The following is a 14,928-nucleotide window of genomic DNA, read 5'->3' as shown; positions in this document are numbered from 1 at the left end:
GTGTTTGAGACCGCGCACTTTGCGGGCTCAAACCGCCGTCACCACGTTCCAGCCCCCAATCCGCGGAGCCCGGAGTCACCCGGGTCAAGACCAGACACTAACCTGCCTCCGCAAGCAGTGGCCTGCTCTGTTTCCCCGGTCTGCATTTTTTGGTACGATTGAATTGGTTCTAGTCTATCCCATTAGTATGTATTTTTTGTTAAAGGAGAAAAAAACATGGCGAAGAATTTAAATGTTGCAATTCTTGGCTTGGGCGGCATTGCCCATGCGTTTGCCCACGACGCTGCTAAAGTGAGCGGCACGACGCTGTACGGTGCCGGTTCCCGGTCGCTGCAGAAGGCCCAGGAATTTGCGGATCAGTACCATATCCCCCACGCCTATGGCAGTTACGAAGAAGCCCTAGCCGATCCAGCTGTTGACGCGGTCTATATTGCGACACCGCACCGCTTCCACTTTTCTGAAATTATGGGTGCCTTGGCGGCGGGGAAACACGTCTTGTCTGAAAAAGCCATCGTCATGAGCAGCCACGAACTGCGCCAGGTAACCGCCCGGGCCCGGGAGAAAGGGCTGGTCGTGATGGAGGCGCAGACCATCTATCACATGCCCCTGTATGCCCAGCTGCGGGCGATGCAGGAAGCGGACGTCTTCGGTGATGTGCGGGTGATCGATGTGATGTTCGGATCGAATAATTCGAACACTGACCCCAGTTCCCGTCTGCTCGACCCCCAGCTGGCCGGCGGTGCCTTGCTGGACATCGGCGTGTACGCGTTGAGCGCCGCCCGGATGTTCCAGCCGGCCGCGCCTGAACTGCTGGCTACGACGATGAAGATGGGCCCGACCAGTGTGGACGACCGGTCGGTGGCCAGCTTCAAGAACGAGTACGGCATCCTCACGAACGTCACGCTCAGCTTCTATGGCCGTCTGCCCAAGCAGATCAGCATCGCCACCACCAAGGGTATGCTGACGATCATGGATTATCCGCGCGCCCAAGCCGCCGTCTTCACGGACATCAACCGCCAGGCGACGACCATCACCGCTGGCGAGACCAGCAAGGCCATGGCTTACGAGCTGGCCGACTTCGCCGAAGCTTGCGCTGATCCTGGGACCGACCGGGAAGATTGGGGCTGGACCACCGACGTCATGGCTGAGATGACCGCGATGCGCAAGTCGTGGGGTTATCGTTATCCATTTGAGGACGACACAGCTTTTCAAGAGTGATGATTGCGAGTGAGAAAGGCGCTGCAGCGATGCGGTGCCTTTTTTGGTCGTCAGCATGCGGACAGCCCCGGAAATAAGAGCAAAATTCAAGCTTTTTCTATCAAAGGGTGCCATAATGACCCCAATCTGGTAGGGGGTGGACAGCATGAGTGATACGCATGCGGTACAACCGGCGGTGGATCCGCACCGCTGGGCCGTCATCATTATTTTGGGGATTTTTGCTTTTATGTCCAACTTGGATTCGTCCATTGTTAATATCGCGATTCCGGTGATGACCAAGGACTTGGGGGTCGCTGCGAGCCGGATGGAGTGGATCGTGTCGCTTTACCTCATTGTCCTCAGTGCCTTGCTGCTTTTATTTGGCAAACTGGGCGACTTGTGGGGTAAAGAAAAGATCTTCAAGCTCGGGACGTTTGTCTTCGTGTTCGGTTCAGCCATGTCCGGCACACCCTTGGGCTTCAACTTTCTCCTCTTGGGCCGGTTCGTCCAAGCGGTGGGTGGAGCGATGACGCTGGCCAATACATACGGTATCGTCACGTCAGAGTTTCCCATTAACGAACGCGGCCGGGCCATGGGCACTGTCGGCACCTTCGTGGCCCTGGGGTCGGTTGCCGGCCCTGGGCTAGGCGGGTTGATCCTCGCCGTCAGCAGTTGGCCGGTGATCTTTTGGATCAACGTACCCATCGGGTTGGTCGCCCTGATCTTCGCACTGCGGCTGATGCACGTCGGGCCAGCGCCGATTCCCGGCCGGGTCGACTGGGGCGGCTTTCTCACCCAAGCGACGGCCATTGGCGCTGGGTTCTGGGGCTTGAACGTGAGTCAGCAGACTGGGTTCACGCCCCTGATCTGGGGCTTGTTGGCCATCGCTGTGGTTGCCTTGATCCTCTTCTTCGTGGTTGAACTGCACGTCGCTCAGCCCTTGCTGCCGCTGCGTATCTTCAAGAACGCCTTGTTCTCCGGCGGCGTTGGTGCGGTCTACCTGGTCTTCGTGGTCCAGTTCTTCATGACCATCCTCATGCCCTTCTACTTGGAGGATACGCTCCGGCTGCCAGCTGGAGAAGCGGGCGCGCTGCTGACGCTCTACCCGTTGACGATGGTGTTCTTTGCCCCGCTGGGCGGCTACTTGGCGGACCGCATGAACATCGCCCTGGTCGGGCTGTTCGGCGCGGCGCTGGTGGGCCTGGCGGACGTTCTCTACCTCTTCCTGCCCTTGCGCGGCGGTCTCATTCTCTACGCTGGCGCAACGATCATCCTGGGCATGGGCACTGGCCTGTTTCAGTCCCCGCTGGGCGACATCGTTATGTCGGTGGTGCCCAAGTCTGACCTGGGCATCACGGGCAGTTTCAATGCGTTGGCGAGAAATCTGGGCATGGTCAGCGGTACTGCCGCCTCGACCAGTATCTTGTTCGGGGTCATGTCGCGTCAGCTGGGCCGCCGAATCACCACCTACCCCACCGGTCAAGACAGCGTCTTTCTCTCCGCGCTCCACGTGGCCTTCGGGGTCGCCGTGGCCGTGGCACTGCTGGCCGTCCTGGTTCTGGCATGGATGATTCCTAAAATAAAAAAAGCCGACTTGAAGTAACGTCGGCCGGGCATGGGCTGCGACTGCAGTGCCATGCCTATTTTTTATTCCCCGGGAAATAATTCGCCGGGACGAGAAACCCCGGATACGCCTGGCGCCAGTATCGCCACAATGCAGCCAAGTCGGTATCCGCTGGCAAAGCCTCCGGCGCCATAATGGCCTGCCATTGGCTTAGCGCAAAATCGTATACCGCACCGACCAGCGTCAAGGTCCGGGGCTGGCTCAAGGGACGCAGCGTCCACCCCGGCGTACCGTCCTCCGTCGCCACGGGATACGGCGGTTGGGCCGTCGCTCCCACGGGCAGCGGTTGCCACACCGCCTCGGTCATCGGTACATCCCAACGGGGCAGCGGCTTCAGTAATTGCTTGAACACGACCATGTCGCGCAGCGCACCCCAATCGTCCCGGATTGGTTGCGGGTACTGGGTGAAGAAAAAGGGCCGGACATGGTCGACCCGGAAGCCGTTCTTGAGATAAAAGTGCAGCTGGGCTGGGCAGGTGTCCCCTGTGCCCACGGACAATGTCCACCAGCCGCGCCGGCGATAGACCGCCAAGAGGGCCTGCAGGAAGGCACTCCCGGTCCCTTGACCCTGCTGGTCCGGGGCGACGGCAATCGCCATGAGTTCCCCTTCGTAACTGTTACGAATACCCACGGCGGCGACGCCCACCACATTACCATGCGCTGTCCACACCCACCGCTCTGTCCGGTCGATGTACCGGCGCAGCATGGTTTCGTCTTCATCGGCCAGAAGAAATAGGGAGCGATAAGTTGTCCATGACGCTTGCATCCGTTCTAAACTCATGAGGTGACTGACCCGCCTTTCTGATCCACTAGACTGAGCAAAAAAAAGAGAGACGCCGAAGCGCCTCCGTTCTTTTGGGCATGTGTCAATATTAGTCTTTCACAACGTTGACAGCTTGAGGTCCACGGTCGCTTTGCTCAACATCGAAAGTGACGCCCTGACCCTCTTCAAGAGTCTTGTAGCCGTCGCCTTGGATTGCAGAGAAGTGAACGAATACATCGCTACCATCTTCGCGAGTAATGAAGCCATAACCTTTTTCAGCGTTGAACCATTTGACAGTTCCATGTTCCATGAGAACTTCCTCCTTGATTGGTAAAAAATTGTGCATCTTTTGTTTGGTACTGGAAGAAAGTCTTTTGAAAACATTCGAACCGTAACCATTCAAAAAGTACATTCATATAGTACCATTCAAAGCCCCCCGCTGTAAAGGTCGACGCCCCAAATTGGGTGCATGAAAATATCGCTTTCAGGACGACTTGTTTTGACTCGCCACGACCTTGTCGAACGTGTCCGCCAACCGCAGCATTTGCCGTAAGAAAACCAGGTACGACATGGCAGTTGCCTGCTGACTGAACTGCTGGCGCGTTTCCGGCAAATTCATGGCCGCCAAATCAGCTTGCAACCGTTCAATCGCAGCCAGTTGCGGCGGGATTGGATTGTGCTTGCCAGTGGCCTTCGTCATATTCACCAGCAGCCGGCCCATCTGCTGCCTTTGGGGCATTTCTGCCAACCGTGAATCGAGAATCAGCTGCATCTGGCGCAGCAGTTCGTACTGATTATTGCGCATCTCGAAGTATGCGGCGTAATACTCGTTGTCGTCGAAGAGCTGATTGGCCTGGTGCCGCGCGGTCCACGCTGTCCCCTCGTTGATGGCCTGCTTCAAGCCGCTTAAGTGCTCCCAGAGCGTATGCTGGGCCTCCGTGCTGGTCTCCCCAGACATGAGCAGGGTCCCCTGCAGACGCAAGACCGTCTGCATCTCCTTTTCTACCCCTTCCACATGGAAGGAGATCTGGTCGGTCAGATTAGGCATGAAGAGGTTGAAGACCAGTCCGGTGAGGACCGCAATGAGCAGGACAGAAAGCTGGTTCAGCAGAATGGCCATCGTGATTGGCTTGACCACCAGCAGGGGCAGGACCAGGACGGCGCTGCCAATCATGGTGTCTTGCAGGTCAACGAGGTTGGCCAGCGCAATGTAGAGCAGCAGCCAGATGGCGAACGCTGCCGGCGCGTATGGTATCCAAGTGAAGAGCCCCCAGGCCAGTGCCAGCCCAATCAGGGTGGCAACCGTCTGGAACAGGGCCAGACGAATGGTGGCCCGCGTCGTCGTGGCAATCATCAGCATACTGATGATGCCGGCGAGCGTCCAATAATCTAAGTGCAAGCTGCCGGCGATGGCCATCGCGATACCTGCCGTCAGCGCGGTTTTGATGGTCCGCATTCCGATTCTCACAGTCCGCCGCCTTTCAGTAATGTCGTCACCGTCCGCTACCTCAACTATGTTATTATAGACTTAATGCAGGAAGTGAAGGAAGGGTCGTCCATGCGGCGCAGAAATTGGGGAATCCTGGGATCGTTTATCATCCTTTTTGTTTTTGCTGGCCTTCTCGGCAGTTGCGAGCGGAAACCGCTCACCGACAAGGCTCAAGTGCGCGCGTCAGCGAACACGGTGATTAGCACGATCAAGGATCAGGGCACCGAGTTGACGGCCATTACCAACAGCCTGGAGAAGAGCCAATCCCTGTACCTTAAGGAGCACAAGGAGAAGCCGAACGAGAACCTGCTGAAGAATAAGCAAAGTGACGTTTATGCCAACGTCAGCAAGCGGACCACGGCTCTGACGACACTGACCACAGACTATAAGACGCTGAACTCTGCGGCAGACACGCTGGCCGGTTTTGCCAAATCAAAAACGCCGAATCTGCCGACTGAACAAATCCAAGATCTTGTGCAAAGTCTGAAGATCATCAGTCTGGACCACGATACGTTTTCTCAATTCATGGACGAATTCACCAAAGCGGAGCAGACATTCTATGCCGACACAGCCGACACCACCGATGAGAAAGCCATGGATACCGCGATTGGCCGGTTCAATCAATACTACGGCGCGCTCTATCAGCAGATGGAAATCATGCAGGCTAACTTGACGACGGCCCAGCAGCAAAGTAAGGAATTACTCAAAGCACTGAAATAACCGTTTGTTCACCCTGGGGAGGCAGAGCAGAGTTGAAGCTATTTTCGCTTATATGTTTTATCGGGAGTGTCGCGGCGCTGATTGCCGTGGTCGTTGCCTGGATCGTGAACGTGCACCAGTTAAAGCGGCCGCGTCGGGGCGCCGACCGGAACTGGAGCCGCAGGCGTAAACATTTGCGCAGCCGTATTCGGGTCTTTCAAAGCGCCACAGTCATTGTGGGGTCCATCGCCGTTTTATCCATGCTGGGGATCATTATGACCACAGCGGGTGATACCGCCGCGCAAAACGCCGCACCGGTCGCCACCGAGAAGAAAGCCCGCAAAGCAAAGGATAAAACCACCAAGAAAAAGGCGAGCAAGGATAAGACGGCGCCATCATTAGCCGGCGGGGCCAGTATTCCAAGCGATTCTTCATCATCTTCATCCTCTGCCCTATTGCCCTCCTCATCGTCGTCATCCAGCGCTTCTGCCAGTTCGTCATCTGAACCGGCCGCCTCTTCGTCTTCCCCAGCAGCCAGCAGCAGTCAGCCCACGACCCCGGCAACAGCCACACCCACTGGCGCCTATGCAAAATTTGCCAACACACTGAACCGCGCCGTGAGCCTCTCCGGCGGTACCGTCACTGCGATGAATTTTCCTGCCAGTGCTGACGGCAGTGTTTCTCAAGTCGTCGTCACGGTCAGCGGTGACGTCAGCGATGCGAACGCAAACGACAAGACTGAGTTCTGTCAGTCAGCACTGACGGAAGTCAAGCGTGTCGCCAACGAGTATGGCGTCACTGCCCCACCAGTTCTCGTTAAAGGCCCCAATGGAACGACCATCGCAAAAAGCAACGGTGGCAATACACAGATGGAATTGCAGTAATTAGTTTACATAAAAGCAGGAATGATGCGGTCGACTGACCGTTTCATTCCTGCTTTTTGGCTGCCTTACCGGTGCCGCCGTTCAACCATATGCAGTGTGGGCGCCGTAATTAACGGGGTAATTACCACGGCAGTGATCGCCTCGGTGGCAAAGTTGGCCCCCAGCATGATGAGAATAAGCCAGAACAAGCCGGTGGTACTGCTGGCCCGGCCAAAGGCTTGCAGTAACGCGGCCGGATTACGGACGAAGAACAGGTACGTGAACAAAACGACCAGGCCGGTATTCAGCATTGTACCCACGAGTGCGACGCCACCAGCGAGAATACTCGTGGACTTGATACGGGCGCGCAGATGCTTGAACAGCCAGCCGACACAGAATCCCACAGCCATCCGCGGCACGAAGGCAATGATGGGATTGGTGAACAGCAAAACGGACAGCGGAGACGGCGGCATGGTTAAGGCCCGAATGAACGACAACCCGCCCCACACGGTGCCCAGCAGCAGGCCGCCGCCCGGGCCGAGCAAAATGGCACCAATCGCCACGATGATGTGGCCCACAGTGATCGTTGGGGCGCCCGGAAAGATGGTGATGGGGACGTAGGTCTGAATGACCAGCAAAGCAATCAGCAGGCTCATCAAGGTCAATTGAAACGTGGAAAATTTCCGCATAATTGGTTATCCTCCGGCAACTTTTGTTGGCTCTACTGTACCATAATTGCGCTGGCGACGGGTGCGCGGCGACTGTCTTTTTAAGGCCTTCGCCCCCCGCCGCTGCGGCCACCGCCAGGCGGCCAATGCCGTCGCCGCCAGAGCCAGCAGGAAGGCAAACCATGCGCCCCAAATCAGCCAGCGGGTCTGTAATGCTTGGTCCGCGGCCGCCTTAATGGCGGGGGTCAAGGGTACCCGCTTCCCCGTTAACAGCAGCCGGTGGGAATTGATCATGTACGGGGTGCACGTCATCAGCGTCACCCGTTCTTCTTGTTCCGATAATTGGATCGTGTTCTGCTTATTCGGCAGAACCACCTGGCGCCGCTGGATCCGGTAGGCACGCTGCTTCCCGCCAATTTTTAGGAGGAACGTATCCCCAATTTTGAGCGTGTCCAAGCCAGTGAACAGCTTTCGCTGCGGCAAACCGCTATGGGCTGAAATCAAGCTGTGGGTGTTTTTTTGCCCATTGGGTAGGGACGTGCCAGGAACCACGCTGGCGCCCCGCTGAAGCAGCCAAGGCGTTGTCCTGTCGAAAAGGTTGACGGTCACTTTCAGTTTGGGGATGATGACCGTACCCAGGAAGTGCTTCGTCAAGTAGCCCCGGGTCTTCTCATCACTGGCTTCCCCCCGGAACGGATCTACCCCGGTACGCAAGCCGGTTTTGGCAATCGCTGCATTGTGTTTCGCCATGGCCGCCGCCTGCTGTTTCTGCTGCGCGGCCGCTTCCCGGGCATACTGGGCTTGTTGATACTGGTCGATGACCCCATTCAAAGCATCCACGTAAAAGGGATACGTGAAGATCAAGGTACCCAGCACGAGGAAGAGAATCGCGAACGCGCGCCGCTGCCAAAGCTTTTTTTTCTTCTTTTTCTTGGCCATCGTCATCACCGCTATCCTTTCCGTCGGTGCCGCCAGGTGAGGAGAGCCACCGCCATCATCAGTATCAGGAAGGCACCCATACCTGCGATGCTCAGCTGCCAAAGACGGCGTGCCTGGTGCGCTTGAATCGGTTTCAACGTGGTGGTTAACGCCTGCTGCTGATCCGTAATGCGCCGGCCGGTAACCAGCAAGCGATGACTGTTCACCATATAGGGTGTGCAAGTGACCAGGGTCGCCCATTGGCGATTGGCCACCGGCTTAACTTTATCGACTGCTGCTGGGGCCACGACTTCTTTCTTGAATACGGCGTAGGTCTGCTTTTTCCCCTCGTATTGAATAATGAACCGATCGCCTTTTTTGAGACTGTCCAGATGATCGAACCCGGTATGGTTGGTGATACCGCTGTGGGCGGTCACCACCGGCCGTTGGGCCAATGTACTGTCCCGCCACAGCGTCGCGCCTTGTGCCAACGTCTTCTCTGTCTTCTGGCCAAACAACGTTAAGGAGAGATGGAGCCGTGGAATGATAATGCGGTTTGTCTGGGGTGTGGCGGCCACGGAGACTGTGCTGCCCACCGCCTGGTGAAGCAGCGGAATGAACACCAACATTGTGGCCATCGTCAGCAGGCCAATCATGATCATCCCCCACCGGTAACCCTTCGTGTTATTTCGTCGACGGCGCAATCGGCCCACCTCTCCTTCTGATATTCATCTATGTACGGCGACAAGGGCCGGTCAAAAGACCGCCCCCTGTCTGCCTGCCATCATGGAATGGCGTTATTCAAACGTTATGCTGTTGCCTGACGGCTGAACTTGAACCATACGGCACCGCCGCTCATGACGAGGAAACCGGCCAGGAGGAACAGAACGATCCCAGGGCCGCCGGTGGACGGGAGTCCACCTTCGGGGATGTTCTTAATCTTCGTTACCATTGCTTCGTCTTCGCTCCAAGTACCCTTTTCAACCGTGAAGGGAGTGGCTTCCTTAAGCAGGCTATATCCCGTTGGCGCCTTGGTTTCCACCAATTGGTATTCACCATACTTGAGGCCGCGAACTTCAATCTTGCCGTTTTCACCGGAGATGAAAGTCGTAGCGCTTTCTTTTTCCTCAATCCAGTTGATGTACTTAGCGGTTTCGGCATGGTACTCGTTTTGGATTCCACTGGCTTCTTTGCTTGTTGCAAATTGTGCATAAAGCGTTTTTTCACCAGTCTTCTTCGTCAGAACAAATTTTGCACCCTCAAGTGTCGCATTATTTGTCCCATCGATCTTCACAAACTTCTTACCGCCGGTAACAACTTCGGGAGCTTTATCTGTCATGGAACCATCTGTTCCTTGGCGTGTCCATGTCCATGAGGATCCGTTGATGATGGCTTCGTCGGGCATAGCCTCTTCATTGACTTGTAACGTATAGTAAATGCGCAACTTTTTGTTTGCATACGGTGACAGGGCGTCTGCAGTGCTTTGACTTTCCTTATTGTCGCCATCTTTGCTAAAGTTGAAACTAAGATCAAAACCAGCAATACCATTGGGCTTTTCTTGTCCAACAAGATTCTTAGAGGTTAGCTTGAAGTGGTCCTTCAATACCCCAACAAGATTAGTTTCGAGCTCATCACTGGCCACAATCTTGTCTAAGCCAACAAATGACAACCCTGGCTTGTCAACAGCATCGCTAAAATTGAATTTCTCGAATTGTGTCCGAATGGCCCCGTCTTTCTCGTATTTATGGCCAATATCATGGGGAACGGTGAATTCCAGATAGTACTGAATCTTATCCCCAACCTGGACGTGCTGAGTACCTTCTAGCACCTGCCCTTGATCATCGATCATTTCCTTCTTGTATTCCACATCATTGATGATGTTCTTAGGATACAGATGAATTGTGGAAAGGACCTGTTCTTGTTTATTTTTAACCGGTAAAACAACGATCATTGGTGAGGATTTTTCCGCTACTTCTGCGGGATTTTCAGTTTCATAGAAGATGTACACCTGGTGTTTACCATCTTGATAGGCGGGTAATTCCGTGAACTTCGCTAAACCTTGATCGTCAGTTTTTATGGAATCGACTTTTGTGACGCTTTCTGGAAGGTTTGTTTCATCTTTATGGGCTGCAACGAATTCTTGCATCCTTCTCTGGATGTAGGCCTTCATGTCCTCATTACCGGTGGGTTCACCGTCTTCCAGCAAGTCATGGAAATCGGTGGTGATATTGTATGCTGTGAAAAGTGCTCCCTTTAGTGGTGCAGCACTTTCAAATTCTGGCATAATTTCACCTGTGTTCTGCTGTTCGTCTGGCCTTGTAGCGAATGCCTTTTTGTGGAGCACAATGTCCACCTTGCTATTTTCGGCTGCTTTTGCCACATTGCTCAGCCCGCTGACGGCGGCTCCCAGTAACGGGAGCACTAGAGCAACCATCATGACTAAGCGTAACCAACGTCGTTGTATCATTCTTGACGCCTCCTTATTATTGTTGGATTTACCTTACTTATTGAGTGTATCGGGTTGGATTGACACCTGACAACTTTTGAAAAGTGGGCAACATGTTTACATGAATTAAGTTTGGATTCTGTGTATATTCAGTATTGGTGCTGTTTCGCAAAACATAACGGGTGTCACTTTTCGGTCATTTTCTGGATTTATCATCATTCATGAAATCTGCAAGGAATGTTGTCACATACTTTTCTGCCGATTTTTGCGTGTCCGCCAAGTTGCCGCAAAGACAATCAAGAGCAGCAGGAAGCCAACTAACGCCATCAATGTCTTGGCCGTGCCCGTTTGGGGAAGCCAGCCACTCTGTTTGGGCGGCTGCACTGGCGCGGGTGTACTCGGCTTAGCTGGTGTGGACGGGGTGGAAGGCTTTGTCTGCGTGTTGTAAACCCGTGGGGTCGCCTTTTGCATCGCCTCTTCCGGCACCTTCCCAGAGATCAATTCAAGCAGTGGTTGGCCGTTGACCATAACCGGTTGATAGTTACCGTCGTCGTCCCGCCATTCTTCTGGCACTTCCACCTTGATGCCTTTGGCCGACGCGTCCAAATCGTAGCCGTCGATGCTGGCCACTTCTTCAAAGTAATAGGTTCCTGCCGACAGGAATCGTTGACCCATGTTCACGAGGCCATCCTTATCGGAGGTGAATTTATCAACCCGATCATCGTTCAACGGATCACTGCTGGTGACCCATTTATTGCCGAGGTCGTTCTCCTCGCCCAGCTGCAAATACCGCTTTTGATTATCCACGAGCTGGTAAAGCACGAACTTGGCACCGGCTAAACGGATCTCTTCACCATTGGTTTGCTTGCCAAACTTGAAGAAATACGGATCTCGCACATACGCCGTATTTTTGGGATACAGATGGATCGGGTCCAGGGCGGTGCCATCCGTGGGGTGCGTTAACGGCAGGATGAGGACAATGGGTGACGTTTTTTTGGTCATGTCCACGTTCAATCCCATAGCTGGATCAAGCTTATCCTCGAGGATGAGGTAAACGGCCTTGGCACCAGCGGCCGTCTTGGGCGGTACGGTGAACCGGCCGATACCATCTTCATTCAGGGCGTCATCTGTCTTGGTCTTGACCGCGGCGACCTGCATCAGGTTCTCCTTGGCCCATGCCAGCGTTTGCCGGCGGGGCTTGTCGCGGTATAAGTCGATGAATGCTTGGTCTGAGAACGCCTGCCCTTCATGAGCGGACGGCTGCCAGTCTTTCTTGATGCGCTGGTACTCTTCGGACAGATCGAAGACGAAGAAATTCGCACCGTTCAGTCCGGAAGTTTTCGCTAACAACGCATGGTTCGGGTCGTCGATGAGGACGCCGTTGTTGGGATACCAGACATCTTCAGGGGAGCGGACGTCTCGGTATACGCGCTTATGCAGGACGACCTCAGTCTCCCCTGTTGTATCGCCGCGAACATTGTGTTCCGTTGCGCCGACGGCGGTGATCATGAAGATCCCCAGCATCAACCAGCGTAATAGTGTGCGCCATTTCATTTCCGCCGCCCCCTTTTCTGAGTGCCATAGTAACCAACGCCGACATTGATGGCGGCAAACCCGCAGGTGCCAGCTGCAATGAACCAAGGCAGGCTGCCCCAGCCGCCAGTTGCCGGCAGGACGCCGACAGGCTTGTTGGCAATCTTATAAGCAAACACCAATCCTTGATGGGTCAGTCCAGTGCCATCAGCGATAACCTGCGTCAAATCATCGCTGACCACGATTTTGATGTCTTTTTTAAGCGGTTCGTACCCATTCGGTGCCTTGATTTCGGTGAGGGTGTACGTCCCCGGTTCTAACCCAGTAAACGTAAACTGGCTGAGTGCCTGATTGCCTTCCGGCAGTGTCTTGTCGTACCCATTGGTGCTGTGTAACCGGAACGTCGCGCCAGCCAGCAGGCGATCATGGGCATCGACCTTAGTTAAGCGCAACGATAAGCGCTTCTTGTTCTTGATCGTTTCGATCAGTGGCCCATCGCGGTAATACAGGTGAGCTTGCCCGCCGACCACTTTGACCGTCACCCGCCATTCAGTGGGACCCACAGCGTTACTGGTCAATTCTTTCAGAACATAGTGACCTTCGCGCACGTTCTCGAATTCCACATATCCTCGGGGACCACTGGTGGATTCCAGGACCGTGACAGGATGAGTTTCACTTGTCAAGGTGAATTTGACGTCAGGCAACGCAGTCCCAAACTGATTTGTCTTGCGGAACCGCACCGCCAAGCGTTCCACCGGGGTGTTGCTGACGGTCGTTACATAACTGACGCCCGCTGTCCCGCCTGGTGAGACTTCGTGCTGGTTATTGGGCTTGGGCGGTTCAAACCCATTCGGCGCTTTGGTCTCGTGGAAGAAATAACGATAGGTTTCCTTGGGTTGAGGCAAACGGACACGAATCTGGCCATTTTCATCAGACGTCAAAATCTTCGCGTTATTACGATTGGTCGTCCATTTCTCTGGCGCTGCGGATTGCAGGTATTCAGTCGTCGTGCCTTTCTTCCGGGAGAGAATGAATTCAGCACCCTTGACTGGCTCCTGGTCATCGGCGTTGATTTTATCCACCCCCAGCATCATATCGATCAGTTCCTCCAGCGGCGGCGTATAGAAGTTATGGGCTTCTGCGCCACCGCTTTGCTGAAAGTCCTTGGCCCAGAGATACCCATTGATGTGGGCACCGGACCACGCCACCGTGGCCAGGGGGGCAATCACCGAGCCGGAAAGAGCCGTAGAGAAACACTGCATATCTTTAAAATATTTTTCAGTAAAGTGGTTCTCTGCTGTGGTGTTCACTTCTGGTTCGTCCGGCGCCAGCCAGCTTCCTTTCAAGCCGTAATTCGTCACTTGCTTCGCCTTAGGCAGCCAGTACACTGTTTTTTCTGCCACTTGCCGGCTCTTATCTCCAGCATTGGTATCTGCAGCGATGACCTTCCCAGCATCTGTCGTGATAATGATGCGTCTAATACGCTTATCCTTGATTGGCGGCGCCGAGCTGGGGAATCCTGGTAAATAGGCGGTATCGGTCGTGCCAGTCCGCACGGGTACTTTAATGATCAACGTACTCGCATCGGCCTTCGAGTGGTAAACGGGGACTTCAATATCGTCATCCGCCTGCCAGCCCCAGAAGGAACGGACATAGTAAGGGTCATCGTCAACGATGTACGGATCGCCCACTTCAGTGCCAACCAGCTGATCAAGCTGCGTTTGGACGTCACTCTGGGTGGCAAAGATACGCTTAAAAATATCATCCATCGCAACAGTTCGCGGATCAGCAGCAAAATCGTCAGTATGATAGATCCGCCCATTCGTGTGGACGGGATGATCTTCGTCTTGCAGCCAGTTATTATCGCCAAAAAGCGCATTTTTTCGAACAACAAAATACCCGTTATTGCGGCCGTTTGTTGCCGCCCCGCCGACCAAGGCATGGCCTTTGTTGTCTGCGCCATCCGGATAGAACTTTTGGATACGGCCGCCTAAGAGCAGAGAGATCCGGTGTTTTTCATTCAAGGGGTGGCTATTGGTATCGCCATCCCCGTGCTGGCCGCCATCGAAGAAACCGGCATAGTTGAAACTGCTGGTTCCCCCGTTCCGGTTCTTGGCTGGAATCGTACTATTACCCTGAATCGCCATGGCCCCTTCTGTATCGGCGCCATCCGCACTATGGTTGCCGGAGAGGACCACATTGTATAAGAAAATATTGGCTTCGTCCCCGGCTTCGTGCATCCGGTCTGTCGAAACAAAGGGCATGGATGTAAATGGTGCTGAGTAACTGTATTGATGCCACGGCCCGGTGTTATCGGCTTGGACCTTTGCCGGTTGGTTAAGTCCGCCCAGCAGCATGAGAAAAAAGAGCAAACAGCTGAGCGCAACTGGGTGTCTGGCTTTCATGGGAAGCTCCTTTCGTGTCCGTGATGCGGCCTACTTATCCAGCATACAGAGACGCGAACGGGCGCCGCAAGGAACGCGGCGCCCGAGGGACAGAGGGAATTGTTTTCATAATTTAAGTGAGCTCTCGGCTGTAAAACCGTAGTGTAACAGCCTTGGCGAAGGGGCGATAGATACTCGCCTGTTTTCATGAATGTTGATTTATCAAATCTCATCCCCAGGGAGATGAAAAATGAATTGAAACGTGGGGCGTCAAAGCCCAGCATGTCTCCCCAATAATTCATGAAGGTGGCGAAAATGGATAGAGACGTACAAAATCTTGGAAA

Annotated in this window: 13 protein-coding genes; 4 read left to right on the top strand and 9 right to left on the bottom strand. The window is 54.5% G+C overall.

Annotated features, from left to right (window positions below; all coding sequences use genetic code 11):
* The first annotated feature begins 216 nt into the window (after window positions 1-216).
* A complete protein-coding gene (locus L248_RS11925; protein WP_022530490.1) occupies window positions 217-1,218 on the top strand; it encodes a Gfo/Idh/MocA family protein in 1,002 nt (333 codons plus the stop codon).
* Between the two features lie 145 nt (window positions 1,219-1,363).
* Complete coding sequence (locus L248_RS11920; protein WP_052000053.1) at window positions 1,364-2,800, top strand: MFS transporter; 1,437 nt, start codon at window positions 1,364-1,366, stop codon at window positions 2,798-2,800.
* A gap of 37 nt (window positions 2,801-2,837) precedes the next feature.
* Here L248_RS11920 and L248_RS15370 read toward each other — a convergent pair whose 3' ends face one another.
* The 3 genes from L248_RS15370 to L248_RS11905 all read right to left on the bottom strand — a co-directional run bounded on the left by L248_RS15370 (window position 2,838) and on the right by L248_RS11905 (window position 5,040).
* Window positions 2,838-3,602 (bottom strand): GNAT family N-acetyltransferase, encoded by a 765-nt coding sequence (locus L248_RS15370; RefSeq protein WP_081701316.1) that lies wholly within the window; start codon window positions 3,600-3,602, stop codon window positions 2,838-2,840.
* A gap of 91 nt (window positions 3,603-3,693) precedes the next feature.
* Window positions 3,694-3,894 carry a cold-shock protein gene (locus tag L248_RS11910; RefSeq protein WP_027828904.1) on the bottom strand — a complete coding sequence of 67 codons (201 nt, stop codon included), beginning with the start codon at window positions 3,892-3,894 and terminating at the stop codon, window positions 3,694-3,696.
* A 174-nt stretch (window positions 3,895-4,068) separates the two neighbouring features.
* On the bottom strand, window positions 4,069-5,040 hold the full coding sequence (locus L248_RS11905; RefSeq protein WP_022530486.1) for an aromatic acid exporter family protein: 972 nt from the start codon (window positions 5,038-5,040) through the stop codon (window positions 4,069-4,071).
* A 102-nt stretch (window positions 5,041-5,142) separates the two neighbouring features.
* Between L248_RS11905 and L248_RS11900 the strand changes: the two genes are divergently transcribed.
* Both L248_RS11900 and L248_RS11895 read left to right on the top strand, forming a co-directional pair.
* Window positions 5,143-5,793, top strand: a complete 651-nt coding sequence (locus tag L248_RS11900; protein WP_040536669.1) for a hypothetical protein — start codon at window positions 5,143-5,145, stop codon at window positions 5,791-5,793.
* Window positions 5,794-5,825: 32 nt separating this feature from the next.
* A complete protein-coding gene (locus L248_RS11895; protein ID WP_155828659.1) occupies window positions 5,826-6,656 on the top strand; it encodes a hypothetical protein in 831 nt (276 codons plus the stop codon).
* Between the two features lie 65 nt (window positions 6,657-6,721).
* Here L248_RS11895 and L248_RS11890 read toward each other — a convergent pair whose 3' ends face one another.
* The 6 genes from L248_RS11890 to L248_RS11865 all read right to left on the bottom strand — a co-directional run bounded on the left by L248_RS11890 (window position 6,722) and on the right by L248_RS11865 (window position 14,605).
* On the bottom strand, window positions 6,722-7,324 hold the full coding sequence (locus L248_RS11890) for an ECF transporter S component (RefSeq protein WP_022530483.1): 603 nt from the start codon (window positions 7,322-7,324) through the stop codon (window positions 6,722-6,724).
* A gap of 6 nt (window positions 7,325-7,330) precedes the next feature.
* On the bottom strand, window positions 7,331-8,242 hold the full coding sequence (locus tag L248_RS11885) for a class C sortase (RefSeq protein WP_196812037.1): 912 nt from the start codon (window positions 8,240-8,242) through the stop codon (window positions 7,331-7,333).
* Window positions 8,243-8,253: 11 nt separating this feature from the next.
* Window positions 8,254-8,925: a class C sortase gene (locus L248_RS11880; protein ID WP_155828658.1), complete on the bottom strand. Its 672-nt coding sequence runs from the start codon at window positions 8,923-8,925 to the stop codon at window positions 8,254-8,256.
* A gap of 104 nt (window positions 8,926-9,029) precedes the next feature.
* A complete protein-coding gene (locus L248_RS11875; protein ID WP_040536665.1) occupies window positions 9,030-10,688 on the bottom strand; it encodes a SpaH/EbpB family LPXTG-anchored major pilin in 1,659 nt (552 codons plus the stop codon).
* Between the two features lie 222 nt (window positions 10,689-10,910).
* A complete protein-coding gene (locus L248_RS11870; protein ID WP_022530479.1) occupies window positions 10,911-12,221 on the bottom strand; it encodes a pilin N-terminal domain-containing protein in 1,311 nt (436 codons plus the stop codon).
* Complete coding sequence (locus L248_RS11865) at window positions 12,218-14,605, bottom strand: SpaA isopeptide-forming pilin-related protein (protein WP_040536663.1); 2,388 nt, start codon at window positions 14,603-14,605, stop codon at window positions 12,218-12,220. The genes L248_RS11870 and L248_RS11865 overlap by 4 nt, the downstream gene beginning before the upstream one ends.
* Window positions 14,606-14,928 lie beyond the last annotated feature (323 nt).

The sequence above is a fragment of the Schleiferilactobacillus shenzhenensis LY-73 genome, assembly GCF_000469325.1.
Taxonomy (GTDB): Bacteria; Bacillota; Bacilli; order Lactobacillales; family Lactobacillaceae; genus Schleiferilactobacillus; species Schleiferilactobacillus shenzhenensis.
Note: the sequence above shows the minus strand (reverse complement) of the source record. Positions and strands in the feature narration are given on the sequence as shown.